A 12,401-nucleotide genomic window follows, 5' to 3' on the forward strand; every position below is an offset into this window, starting at 1 on the left:
GAATGTGCGCGCTGGCTTGGACCGTTCTGATGCCCACTGCCGCCTGGCCGCTGGAGCTGGCCACCGAACCTAGCGGTGGTGCCAGCTCCTTTGTGGCCCCCAATGTCATCCTCTCCATCGATGACTCGGCCGCCATGCAGCGCCGCATGGGCAGTACAGAGGCAGGTTTGGCCAATATCACCACGCCGGATGGCGATGGCCTCTGGGATACGCGAGCGCAGCGCATGGCCGTGCTGCGCCATGCGCTCAAGGAGGTATTGGGTGAGGGGCAGCAGCTTCCCGATGGTGCGATACGTCTGGCCTGGCAGGCGATGTGGAACCATGGCGCATCACCCGGTGGCGGGCCGGCTGGCATGGTGCAAGGCCAGCGCCGCCGGGCTGGGGCTAGCTCGGTCAACAGCCCGCGCCTAGTCAGCAATGGCATGCAGGCGCTGCAGGGCCGCCACCGCCAGCAATTTCTGGTCTTTGCCGATTCGCTCCGCACCGGCCACAGCAGTGATCTGCACCATTTGTTCGGCCAGGCCGATGCCTATCTGCGCCGGCCGTTGAGCCCGCAAGGCCCCTGGTCCAGCGAACCGGGTGCCGCCAGCAGTAGCTATCTAGGCTGCCGCCGCAACTACCACATTGTGTTGGCTGGCAGCCGCTGGGATGGCCCAGCAACGGGCGGCGCGCAAGACGACCACACACGTGCCAAAACCTTGCCCGACGGCCAGGTCTACGGCGGCGGCAGCGCCGCGCATAGGGCCGCCACCCAGCTGTACAGCGATGCGGTGCCCAGTACCCTGGCCGACTGGGCTTTTCGCAGCTGGGCCGACCCCTTGCAGCGGTCAGGCTTGAGCGGCAGTCTAGCACCTGAAGCTGACTACCGCCAAGCACCGCCGCGTGAGCGTTTTGCCGACGGCAGCGGCCAGCCTGCCGTGCTGGAGCGCTACTGGAACCCGCGCTACAACCCCGCCAGCTGGCCGCATCTGCAGACCTATACGGTGGGCATTGGGTTGGATGCCAGCACCTGGCCCGGCGCGCCGGAGATCCTGGCACCTAGGCAGCAACTGCCATTGGGCTACGACGGCAGCTTTGCAGCCTTGGCCAAAGGGGATGTGGTTTGGCCCGATATGCATGCGCAGGGCGAAGGCGTGCGCGCGCTGGATCTCTGGCATGCAGCGATCAATGGCCGGGGGCGTTTTTATGCGGCCACAAATGGGCCCGATGTAGCGACTGCACTGCGCAGTATCTTGGCCGATATACAGGCCCAGCATGTAGGCGGAACACTGGGAGCAGCCAAGGCCAGCACCGGTGCCGCCAGCGCCAGCCAAGCCATCGCGCAGGATGCCTTGCTGTTTACCGCCAGCTACGACCCGGGCCGTGCCTGGTCGGGCACCATCCAGGCGCAGGCGATGGGCAGCGATGGCCGCCTGCAGCCGGCACCTGGCTGGGGCGGGCAGACAACGGCTGACAAGCTCGATGCGATTGCCTGGCAGCAGCGCCTGGTGCTGACTTGGGGCGATGCGCAGCAGCGCGGCGTGCCTTTTCGCTGGGCCGCAGATGAGAGCCATTGGAGCACGGCGCAGAAGCTGGCCCTGCAATGCCATACCGATGGCGAGCAAGGCCAGGCAAGCGGCGAGCAGCGCCTGAACTATCTGCGGGGCGAACGCCGCCAGGAAGTCCAGCATGGTGGCAGCCTGCGCAGCAGGCACTCACGCCAAGGCGATATCGTGAACTCGCAAATCTGGTACCTGGGCAAGCCTTCTGCGCGCCACACCGACGCAAGCTACCTCGACTTTGTGTTGCGCCAGCAGAACCGCTTGCCGATGCTCTATGTCGGTGGCAATGACGGCATGCTGCACGGCTTCTCGGCCCGCAGTGGCGAAGAAAAAATAGCCTATGTGCCCCGGGGCGTGATTCTCGGTCTGCGTGCTTTGACCAGACCCGCCTACGATGGCCAGCACCGCTATTTTGTCGATGGCTCGCCGCTGGCCGGCGATGCCAACCTGGGCAGCGCCAGCAGCCCGCGCTGGCGCAGCGTGCTGGCGGGCACCTTGGGTGCCGGTGGCAAGGGCTTTTTTGTGCTGGATGTCACCGAGCCCGAGACGACGTTTGCCGAAGCGCAGGCAGCAGAGCTGGTACTGATGGACCGCAGTTGGCATGCGACGGAATCCGCACTGCGCTGCGAGGCGGAGACGGGCGCAGCACTGCAGGCTTGCACACAGCTGGCCGAGGCCTTTGCCGATATCGGCCATATCACTGCCAGCCCCTCGCGCGACGACATCGACCCGCAGCGCACAACGCAAATCGCCCAGCTCAACAATGGCCGCTGGGCGTTGGTGCTGGGCAATGGCTACAACAGCGCCAATGGCAGGCCGGTGCTGCTGATCCAGTACCTCGATGGCGCGCAAGAGCTGCTGCGTTTGGTGGCGACTGGCGCCACCACCGCGCAGGCCTGCAGGCAGCAGACCACGCCGCAGGCGAGCTGCCGCCAGCTGCAGGACAACGGCCTGTCTGCTCCCAGGCTGGTCGATATCAACGGCGATGGCCGGCCCGATGTGGTCTACGCCGGCGACAACCAGGGCAATCTCTGGAAGTTTCTGATCAGCGCCGACAACGATGCGGCATGGGGCGTCGCACAGTGGGGCGCGCTCGCGGCCACCACCAGCAACCAGGGCACCGCTGGCGTGCCGCTCTACCAGGCCCGGGGCGGCCCGCGCAGTGCGCCTGGGCAGCGCAGTTTGCTCCAGCCCATCAGCACTGCCCCCTTGGTGCGCAGCAATGATCGCCTGCGCACCCTGCAGCAGGCGGGTGGCCAGCGCCAGGTGCCCGTAGGCGGCCTGATGGTGGCCTTTGGCACCGGCCGCAACGCCAGCCGCCAGGATCCGCAAGACGATAGCGTTCAGAGCCTGTATGCCGTGCTCGACTCCAGCCGCTACAAGAGGGTGGGCGAGCGCGGTGAGCGGGTGGAGGTATGCGCCTCGGCGGCCGATGCGGAATGCCAGTCGGCGCTGGGCAGCGATGCCGATCTGCCCAGCCCCGTGGCGCTAAGCCAGCTGCTGCAGCGCCGCATCAACCCGAGCGCCGTCAATACCCGCAGCAGCGATAGCCGCCAGTTCTGGGCGATGGACGAAAGCGAAGGCGCCGACGCGCTGGATTGGAACCAGCACCGAGGCTGGTACCTGGACCTACCAGAAACTGGCGAACGGCTGTTGCAGCCTTTGGGGTTCTACAGCGGCAGCAATCTGCTGGCGGTGATCAGCGAGGTGCCCGCGCATGCCCGCGATGGCGAACCGGGCCAGGAGCGTTGTGAGCCGGTGGAGGGCACTGAAGCACGCCAGTATTTCAGCCTGCTCAATCTCATCGATGGCGCGCGGCCACGCTTGCAGCTGCTGGATGCCGATGGCGATGGGGTGTTTGATGCACAGTCCGATGGCCAGGCCTCGCGCATGTCGCTGGGCGCGGGCCCGCATGCGATGCTGCGCCTGCGCAATGGCGAGGGCCAGCAGCGCATCCGCATCGATGGCGAATCGCTGCGCGATCTGCCGGAAGTGCCGATTCGGCCTACATGGCGCCAGGCGCGATGAAAGGGGCGGGCATGCAAATTCGTCCTTGCAAGGCATGCGCCGGCTTGACCTTGATCGAGCTGATGATTGTGCTGGCCATCATCGGCATCTTGAGCGCGGTCGCCTTGCCCAGCTACAGCGAATATGTGCGCCGGGGCCACCGCACGGAGGCCCGCACAGGGCTGTTCCAAGCCGCGCAATGGCTGGAGCGCGCGGCCACCGCCAATGGTGTCTATCCGCTGGAATTGCCTGCGGCGCTGACCTGGCAGGAGCTGCCCGATAAGCGCTACACGATTGGCTTTGCCGATGGCAACAGCCCTGCGCGCTATACCCTGGTGGCTACCCGTAAACAGGGGGCGCAACAGCGGGACCGCTGCGGCAACTACACCTTGACGCAGGATGGGCGGCAAGACAATCTGCAGCTGGCGCAGGGCAGCAGCTCGGCGGAGTGCTGGCGCTGAGGCGCAGAGCGCTTAGGTCAGAAGAGGCCGCAAATGCAGACGCCTATTGCGCGCTCCAGCGGTCGTTCCAGCTGCGCAGCTCCTGCATGTCGCGGCGGTCTTTCTTCGTGGGGCGGCCGGCCTGCAGGCTGTTGGCAGGCTCGGGCGCCAGGCGGCGCTGCTCGCTCAGCACTTCGCGCTGGCGAATGCTGTCGGCGGTCTCCTCGTACATCTGCTGGGCCACGGGCGCGGGGCCGCGTGTGGCCGCCATGCCCAGCACAGCGACGGTGCGCGGCGTCTGCGCCTGCAGCAGCTCGACGGTGTCCTGCGCCCGCACTTCCTTGGAGGGTTTGGCGACGGTGCCGTTGACCTTCACATGGCCCTTGTGAATGGCCTCGACCGCAATGGCGCGGGTCTTGTAAAAGCGGGCGCACCACAGCCATTTGTCGATGCGCATCGTGGGAGTCTGGTCGGTCTCAGTGTGGGCCATCTTCGGCGGGTGGTTGGACATTCGGCTTGAACTCTACTACAGCATCGAAACCTTGGATATGGCCATGGTGCAGGCGGTTGTGCAAGGACAGGCGTGCGCCCAGCGCCGTGACGATGGAGTGGCAGATGGCGAGGCCCAGGCCCGAGCCATCACGCAGGTTGCCAGTGACAAAGGGCTCGGTCAGCCGCGCCTGCATCTCGGCGCTGACGCCGGGGCCCCAGTCGCTGATGCGCAAGCTCGCTGCTGGGCCTTGCTGCGTCAGCTGCAGCAGCAGCGGTGCATCGGGTGGTGAATGCTGGATGGCATTGTGCAAAAGGTTGCGCACCAGCTCGCGCAGCATCCAAGGGTGGGCGGCCAGCAGCACCTCTTCGCTTTGCAGCTCGAACTGCAGGTTCTTGTCGGCCAGCAAGGGCGAAAGCTCAATCACCATGTCGCGCACGATGGCCGTCAGGTCAACGGTCTGGGTGTGCTCGGACTGGTGCAGCTGCTCTACCTTGGCCAGCGACAGCATCTGGTTGGCCAGCAAGGTGGCATGGTCCACGGTGGCGGCAATCTCGCTCAATGCCTGCTCGGGCTCCACATCGCCGCGCTGGGCGGATTGCACCTGCACCTTGAGCACGGCGAGCGGCGTGCGCAGCTGGTGCGAGGCATCGCGCACAAAGCGCTTCTGGTGCTGCACCAGGTGCGACAGCCGCGCCATCACGCGGTTGGTGGCATCGACCAGCGGCAACACTTCTGATGGCGTCGCGGCTGGGGTTTTGAGGGGTTGCAAGGCATGGTCGCTGCGCGCATTGAGCTGGTCGCTCAGCTGCAGGATCGGCAAGGTGGCGCGCCGCACCACGACGACCACGACAACGGCAATGCAGCCAAACAGCAAGGCCTGCTGCACCAGGGTGCCCCAGAGAATGTCGCGCGCCAGCGATTCGCGGATCTCCAAGGTCTCTGCCACCTGGATCAAGGCCATGCCACGGCCGGTGGCGCTGGCCACCGGTTGCAGCAGCGCGGCCATGCGCACCGGCATGCCGCGGAACTCGGCATTGTAGAAATCGACCAGCGCGGCATAGGGCGGCTGCTGGGCAATGCGCCCGCGCCAGATCGGCAGCTCGGCAAAACCGCCAATCAGCTCGCCGCTCATGTTGGAGACGCGGTAGAACAGCCGCGACTGGTTGTCAGCCTCGAAAGCCTCCAGCGCCGAATAGGGTACGGCCGAATCGACAATCGCCAGCTCGTCATAACCGGCCACCGTCAGCTGCTCGCCAATCACCTTGGCCGATGCCAGCAGGCTGCGGTCATAAGCGGTGTTGATGGCCTGCAGTGACTGGCGGTAAAGGCTGCTGGTGTTGTAGATGATGAAGACCACCACGGGCAGCAAGATGCCCAGCAGCAGGTTGCGGCGCAGCGAGCGGATACGTGGCGCCTGGGATCGGCCGGCGGCCTTGCTGCTGTCAGGCGCCATCGGCGGCACCGGGCTTGAGCAGGTAGCCCAGGCCGCGCAAGGTCATCAGCTGCATATGGGTGGGCGCCAGCTTTTTGCGCAGGCGGTAGGCCACCACTTCGACAGCCTCCAGCTGCACATCGCTCTCGCCGGCGAAGACGGCGCTGAACAAGCGCTCCTTGGTCACCGCCTGGCCCATGGGCTGGCTCAGCACGCGCAGAAAAGCCACTTCGCGCGGCGTCAGTTCAAACAAATTGCCACGCCAGTAAAACGACTCGGAGGTCTTGTCATAGCGCAGCGCCATGCCGGGCGCCACAGACGGTGCTGCGGGCTCGGCCACCAGCGGTTGCGCGCGCCGCACCAGGGCGCGGATGCGCGCTTCCAGCTCGTCCAGGTCAAAGGGCTTGGCCAGGTAGTCATCGGCGCCCGAGTTCAGGCCCAGAATGCGGTCGCCCACGGTGCCGCGCGCGGTCAATATCAGGGTGGGGGTGGCCAGGCCTTCGCTGCGCGCCTGGGCGATGATCTCCAGCCCGTCCATCGTCGGCAGGCTCAGGTCCAGCACCACCACATCGGGCTCCAACTTGCGCCAGGCTGGCAGCGCCGCACCGCCATCGGTGATGGGGGTGACCTCCATCCCCCGCCGGCGCAAGGTGCGCTGCAAGGTGGTCTGCATGGTGGGGTCGTCTTCGATCAGCAAGAGGTGCATGGCGGGAGTGTGCACCAATTCGCCGACGGCTCCGGACTCGGTGTTTTCCCTAGTTCTGGAGGGCCTGGCTGACAGCCATTTGACAGCTAGGGTCGCGATGATTCAGGCACTAACAACACCAAACTGGAGACAAGCATGCGCCGTGATGCGTTCCTCAAATCTTTGCTGGCCATGGCCGCTGCCGGCGGCCTGCCGATGGTTGCCCAGGCAGCCACCAACGTCAAAATGATGCTGCCCGCCAACCCCGGCGGTGGCTGGGACACGACCGGCCGCGCGCTGGGCAAGGCACTGCAGGATGCGGGCGTGGCTGGCTCCGTGACCTATGACAACAAGGGTGGCGCGGCAGGTGCCATCGGCCTGGCGCAGTTCGTCAACGGCAGCAAAGGCGATGCCAACGCGATGATGGTGATGGGCGCCGTCATGCTGGGCGGCATCATCACCGGCAAGCCGCCGGTGGACCTGAACCAGGCCACGCCGCTGGCACGCCTGACCAGCGAATACAACGTCTTTGTGCTTCCCGCCAACTCGCCCTACAAGAGCATGGCCGAGGTGGTGGCCCAGCTCAAGAAGGACCCAGGCTCGATCAAGTGGGGCGGCGGCTCGCGCGGCTCCACCGAGCACATTGCGGCGGCAATGATTGCCCGCGCCGTCGGCGTGGACCCGGCCAAGATCAACTATGTCGCCTTCCGCGGCGGCGGTGAGGCGATTGCTGCCGTGCTGGGTGGCAATGTCACCGTCGGCGGCAGCGGCTTCAGCGAGTTTGCCGAGTACATTGCCACCGGCAAGATGCGCCCGATCGCCGTCACCTCGGCCCAGCGCCTGGAAGGCTCGACCGTGCCCACGCTCAAGGAGCAGGGCATTGATGTGGAAATCGGCAACTGGCGCGGCGTCTATGGCGCGCCTGGCATCTCGGCCGACCAGCGCGCCCAGCTGATCAGCATGCTGGAAAAGGCCACCAAGAGCGCCAGCTGGGCCGAGTCGATGAAGAAGAACGACTGGACCTCGGCCTGGCTGGCCGGCGATGCCTTCAGCCAGTTCGTCACGGCAGAGTTCGCCAATCTCAAGGACACCATGACCCGCGCAGGCATGGTTTAAGCGCAGCCGGCATGGCCCTGGGCGGCCATGCCCTGCGCATTGCGCACCCCCTTTTCAGCGGATGGAGGCACCGGCCTGGCCCGGTGCCTGGCTGGGCTGTTGCCGCCTGATCGGTGGCATGAGGGAGGCGCCGTCATCTTTTCAGGAGTTTCGATATGAGCAACACCGCAGATTCTTCGGGGCCCGACGCCAACGGCGCCGCCGCGCCTGCGCCGGAGGCTTTCGAGCATGCGCACACACCGCGCACCACCTCGCAGCTGCTGGTCGGCATAGCGGTCTTGGTGATCGCCGGCCTGCTGTCCTGGGGGGCATTGCACATCCCTTCGCAGGCGGGCTACAGCGGCGTGGGGCCGGATTTTCTGCCCTGGCTGTCTGCCAGCGTGCTGGGCCTCTGCGGCATCTGGCTGTGCTGGGAGGCGCTGACCGGCGGCTTCCACCACCTCGATGCTCCCGATGGCGCCCAGCATGGTGACTGGGGTGCGCTCACCTGGGTTTGCGCAGGGCTGATCAGCAGCGCGGCGCTGATCACCACCTTGGGCTTCATCCTTAGCTGCAGCCTGTGCTATGTGCTGGCCACGCAAGGCCTGCGCCGCGCCACCGGCCAAACGCAGGCGGGCTCGTTCAAGACCATGGGCAAGGACCTGGTGACGGGTCTGCTGATTTCTGCGCCCGTGTTCTGGGCCTTTACCCAATTCCTGGCAATCAACTTGCCCGGGCTGACCGAGACAGGGTGGCTGTGATGGAAATTTTCAATGCACTGATTCAAGGTTTCATGACGGCGGCCACGCCGGTGAACCTGCTCTGGGCCCTGGTGGGCTGCGCCTTGGGCACGGCTGTGGGCGTGCTGCCCGGCATTGGGCCCGCTGTGGCCGTGGCCATGCTGCTGCCGATCACGGCCAAGGTCGAGGTAACGGCCTCGATGATCTTCTTTGCCGGCATCTACTACGGCGCCATGTATGGCGGCTCGACCACCTCGATCCTGCTCAACACCCCCGGTGAGACAGCGAGCATGGTGACGGCGATGGAGGGCAACAAGATGGCCAAGAGCGGGCGCGCCGGTGCAGCGCTGGCGACCTCGGCCATCGGCTCCTTTGTGGCCGGCACGATTGCGACCGTGGTGGTGACCTTGTTTGCGCCCACCGTGGCCGAGTTTGCCGTGCGCCTGGGCCCGCCTGAGTACTTCATGCTGATGGTGCTGGCCTTCACCACCGTCAGTGCGGTGCTGGGCAAGAGCAGCCTGCGCGGCTTGACCGCCTTGTTCCTGGGCCTGGCCGTGGGTTGCATCGGCATGGACCAGATCACCGGCGCAGCGCGCTACACCATGGGCAAGCCCGAGCTGCTCGATGGCATCGACATCGTGCTGGTCGCCGTGGGCCTGTTTGCGGTGGCCGAGGTGCTGTACTTCGCGCTTTACGAAGCCAAGACCCTCGACACGCAGAACAAAATGGGCCGCGTGCACATGACGCGCCGCGACTGGAAGCGCTCGATACCCGCCTGGATCCGTGGCACGGTCATCGGCACGCCGTTTGGCTGCATCCCTGCGGGCGGTACCGAGATCCCGACCTTTCTGAGCTATGCGGCCGAGAAGAAACTGGCCAAGGGTGATGACAAGGCCGAGTTCGGCAGCACCGGCGCCATCGAAGGCGTGGCCGGCCCCGAGGCCGCCAACAACGCCACGGTGACGGCCGCGCTGATCCCGCTGCTGACCCTGGGCATTCCCACCAGCAATACCACGGCGGTGCTGCTGGGCGCGTTCCAGAACTATGGCATCAACCCCGGCCCCCAGCTGTTCACCAGCTCGGCGGCGCTGGTGTGGGCGCTGATTGCCTCGCTCTACATCGGCAATGTGATGCTGCTGGTGCTGAACTTGCCGATGGTGGGCATGTGGGTCAAGCTGCTGAAGATTCCCAAGCCGCAGCTCTATGCTGGCATCCTGATTTTCGCCACCGTCGGCGCCTATGGCATGCGCCAGAGCACCTTCGACCTGTTCCTGCTGCTGGGCATTGGCGTGCTGGGTGTGGTGATGCGGCGCTTTGACTTCCCCACCGCACCGGTCGTGGTCGGCATGATCCTGGGCCCGCTGGCCGAGGCCCAGATGCGCAACGCCGTCGCCATTGGCGAAGGCAGCTGGACCATCTTCCTGCAGCGCCCCATGTCGCTGACCCTGATCATCATCGTGCTGGCGGTGCTGATCGTCCCCCGGGTTCTGAAATGGATGGGCAACAAAAAGGCGCTGCAAGCTGCAGCGGCCTGATGCCCAGCGCTGGCAAAGCATCCTTCTCTTGGCACCCTGCGGGGTGCCTTTTTTATGCTGCTCGGGGCGCGCTAGCGTTCTAAAGTTGCAACACTGTATTGCCCATTTGTGGGCTAGGCAGCCGCCCTGGCATGGCCTACCATTCCAGGATCAAAAACGCTTGCTGCCCTTGCAGCTTACGAACGGCTTGTTTCCATGGATCTGATTGTCGCCCTGGTGCGCGAATACGGCGTTGGCATCGTATTTCTCAATGTGCTGATCGAGCAGTTGGGCGCGCCCATCCCTGCCTATCCGGTGCTGATGGTGACCGGGGCCATCCATGGCCATTCGCTGGCGCAGCAGTTGCTGCTGGTGGTGGTGGCTGTGGTTGCCGCACTGCTGGCCGATGGCGTCTGGTATGTGATGGGCCGGCGCTATGGGCGGCGGGTGCTGTCGCGCATCTGCAAGATCTCGCTCTCGCCCGATTCCTGCGTGCAGAACACTGAATCGCTCTACGGCCGCTGGGGCGCCAAGTCGCTGCTGATTGCCAAGTTTGTGCCCGGCTTTGCATCGATTGCCAGTGCGCTGGCCGGTGCCGTGGGTACCACGCCGACCCGCTTTGTGCTGTTCGATGGCCTGGGCGCCTTGCTCTGGGTGGGCTCGGCCGTGCTGCTGGGGGGGCTGTTCAGCTCCACGGTCGAGGACTTATTGGCCGTGCTGGCGCAGCTGGGCCAGTGGGGCTTGCTGCTGCTGGGCATCGTGTTTGCCGTCTTCATTGCGCGGCGCTGGTGGAGCCGCCGCCAGGTGATCCGCTCGCTGCGCATGGAGCGGCTCACCGTCGATGAGCTCAATGACATGCTGGGCGGCGATGAACTGCCCGTCATCCTCGATGTGCGTGCCGGTACGGCGTTTGAGGCATCGCACATCCCCGGTGCGCATTCCTATGATCCGCATGCCAATGGCGCACGATTGCCAGCTATCGATCCCGAGGCATCTGTGATCATCTACTGCGCCTGCCCCAATGAGGTATCGGCTGCCCGCATTGCGCAGCTGCTGCGCCGTGCCGGCATCCGGCGGGTGCGGCCGCTGCTGGGCGGTATTGATGCCTGGGTCGATGCGGGCTACCAGGTGCATGGCAGCAGCGCTGCGCCCGCTTGATCAGCAGCGATTTATAAGCAGAGGAAGGCCAGTGCCGCAATGGCGGTGGGCAGCAAGGCCCCCAGCAACAGGCCGCCAATGCTGATGGTCGCGTTGCTGAAGCCGTGCTTGAGCAGGGCCACACCGGCAGGGTTGGGGGCATTGGCAATCACCGTCAGGCCGCCACCGGCGACGGCACCGGCCATCAGCATGTACTTGGCCGCATCGCTCATGCCTTCGATCTGCGCGCCCAGGTAGGTCAGCGCGGCATTGTCGGTGATGGCGGTCAGGCCCAGCGCACCAAAGAACAGCAGCAGCGGCGCCATGCTGGCCACCAGCGGCTGCAGCCACCAGCTTTGCAGGCCGCCCAGCACCACCAGGCCCGCCAGGAAAAAGCCCACCAGCAGCGCCTCCTTGAGGATCAGCGGGCTCTGGTACTTGGCATAGGCATGGGTGTAGCCCAGAAACAGCAGAAACACGCCGAGGAACAGCACCGGGTGGTGGGCCAGCACGACCACCGCCGCCAGCAAGGCCGCATGCACGGCCACTACGCCCAGCGGCATGTGCGCCTGCGCATCGTCGCTTGCCGGCGCTGCCGCCAGATGGCCGCGCATGCACCAGGTGGCAATGCTGGCATTGACCAGCACGGCAATCACCGCTTTCCAGCCAAACTGGCTCAGCATAAAGGCGCTGTCCCAGCCCCAGGTCGCCGCCACCATCAGCACCGGCGGTGCGGCATAAGAGGTGAGGGTGCCGCCAATCGAGATGTTGACGAAGAGCACGCCCAGCGCCAGGTACTTGAGGCGGGTGGGCATGCGTGGGGTAAAGACCAGCGGCGCCAAGGTGAGTGCGGCAATGGTCATTGCGGCCGGCTCGGTGATCAGCGATCCCATCAGCGGCACGGCAGCCAGACCCAGCCAGGCCAGGCTCAGGGCCGTGGGCAGCGGCGTGGCGCTGGCCAGTGCGGCCAAGCTGCGCTGCACCGTCATCACGATGGGGCGGGATGCCGCCATCACCATGACGACAAAGACGAAGAGGGGTTCGGTGTAGTTGCGCGACTCGGCGTAGTCGATCGCCTGGGCTGGGCCGCTGGCAAAGGCCATGACGCCGATCAGCACCATGGCCCAGAAGCCGAAGACGATCTCGACCTCGCCCAAAAGATGGAAAACGCCCGCGTGGCGCGGGTAGCGGTGCGACAGGCGCTCGAATTGCTTGGCAAGAAAGGTGTGGGCCAGCGCGATGGCAAAGATGCCAGCGGCCAGGTGCTCGATCGCAAACATGGGCTGCTCCGATGCGAAGCATGCAAGCGTTTGCGGG

10 protein-coding genes are annotated in these 12,401 nt (G+C 65.6%); 6 read left to right on the plus strand and 4 right to left on the minus strand.

The window, feature by feature from the left end:
* Positions 1 to 29: 29 nt before the first annotated feature.
* Both EDF71_RS04640 and EDF71_RS04645 read left to right on the plus strand, forming a co-directional pair.
* On the plus strand, positions 30 to 3,569 hold the full coding sequence (locus tag EDF71_RS04640) for a PilC/PilY family type IV pilus protein (RefSeq protein WP_166656447.1): 3,540 nt from the start codon (positions 30 to 32) through the stop codon (positions 3,567 to 3,569).
* Between the two features lie 11 nt (positions 3,570 to 3,580).
* The gene (locus EDF71_RS04645) at positions 3,581 to 4,009 is read left to right on the plus strand and encodes a type IV pilin protein (protein ID WP_133855454.1); all 429 of its coding nucleotides are present in this window, start codon (positions 3,581 to 3,583) and stop codon (positions 4,007 to 4,009) included.
* Positions 4,010 to 4,052: 43 nt separating this feature from the next.
* On the opposite strand, the gene EDF71_RS04650 is transcribed toward EDF71_RS04645, so the two are convergent.
* From EDF71_RS04650 to EDF71_RS04660, 3 genes are read right to left on the minus strand one after another with little or no spacing between them, the layout of a single operon-like run.
* Positions 4,053 to 4,478: an RNA-binding S4 domain-containing protein gene (locus EDF71_RS04650; RefSeq protein ID WP_239809138.1), complete on the minus strand. Its 426-nt coding sequence runs from the start codon at positions 4,476 to 4,478 to the stop codon at positions 4,053 to 4,055.
* Positions 4,465 to 5,934, minus strand: a complete 1,470-nt coding sequence (locus EDF71_RS04655; protein ID WP_133855456.1) for a sensor histidine kinase — start codon at positions 5,932 to 5,934, stop codon at positions 4,465 to 4,467. Before EDF71_RS04655 ends, EDF71_RS04650 begins: the two co-directional genes overlap by 14 nt.
* Complete coding sequence (locus EDF71_RS04660) at positions 5,924 to 6,619, minus strand: response regulator transcription factor (RefSeq protein WP_133855457.1); 696 nt, start codon at positions 6,617 to 6,619, stop codon at positions 5,924 to 5,926. The genes EDF71_RS04655 and EDF71_RS04660 overlap by 11 nt, the downstream gene beginning before the upstream one ends.
* 135 nt (positions 6,620 to 6,754) lie before the next feature.
* Here EDF71_RS04660 and EDF71_RS04665 point away from each other — a divergent pair, with 135 nt between their 5' ends.
* The 4 genes from EDF71_RS04665 (at position 6,755) to EDF71_RS04680 (ending at position 11,105) form a co-directional block, all read left to right on the plus strand.
* The gene (locus tag EDF71_RS04665) at positions 6,755 to 7,714 is read left to right on the plus strand and encodes a tripartite tricarboxylate transporter substrate-binding protein (protein WP_133855458.1); all 960 of its coding nucleotides are present in this window, start codon (positions 6,755 to 6,757) and stop codon (positions 7,712 to 7,714) included.
* A gap of 155 nt (positions 7,715 to 7,869) precedes the next feature.
* A complete protein-coding gene (locus EDF71_RS04670) occupies positions 7,870 to 8,454 on the plus strand; it encodes a tripartite tricarboxylate transporter TctB family protein (protein WP_133855459.1) in 585 nt (194 codons plus the stop codon).
* Complete coding sequence (locus EDF71_RS04675; protein WP_133855460.1) at positions 8,454 to 9,968, plus strand: tripartite tricarboxylate transporter permease; 1,515 nt, start codon at positions 8,454 to 8,456, stop codon at positions 9,966 to 9,968. The genes EDF71_RS04670 and EDF71_RS04675 overlap by 1 nt, the downstream gene beginning before the upstream one ends.
* 195 nt (positions 9,969 to 10,163) lie before the next feature.
* On the plus strand, positions 10,164 to 11,105 hold the full coding sequence (locus tag EDF71_RS04680; RefSeq protein WP_133855461.1) for a DedA family protein/thiosulfate sulfurtransferase GlpE: 942 nt from the start codon (positions 10,164 to 10,166) through the stop codon (positions 11,103 to 11,105).
* Positions 11,106 to 11,116: 11 nt separating this feature from the next.
* Here the strand turns inward: EDF71_RS04680 and EDF71_RS04685 are convergent, their stop codons facing one another.
* On the minus strand, positions 11,117 to 12,364 hold the full coding sequence (locus EDF71_RS04685; protein ID WP_133855462.1) for a putative Na+/H+ antiporter: 1,248 nt from the start codon (positions 12,362 to 12,364) through the stop codon (positions 11,117 to 11,119).
* Between the last annotated feature and the right edge of the window lie 37 nt (positions 12,365 to 12,401).

Source organism: Comamonas sp. JUb58, from assembly GCF_004364775.1.
Lineage (GTDB): Bacteria > Pseudomonadota > Gammaproteobacteria > Burkholderiales > Burkholderiaceae_C > Comamonas.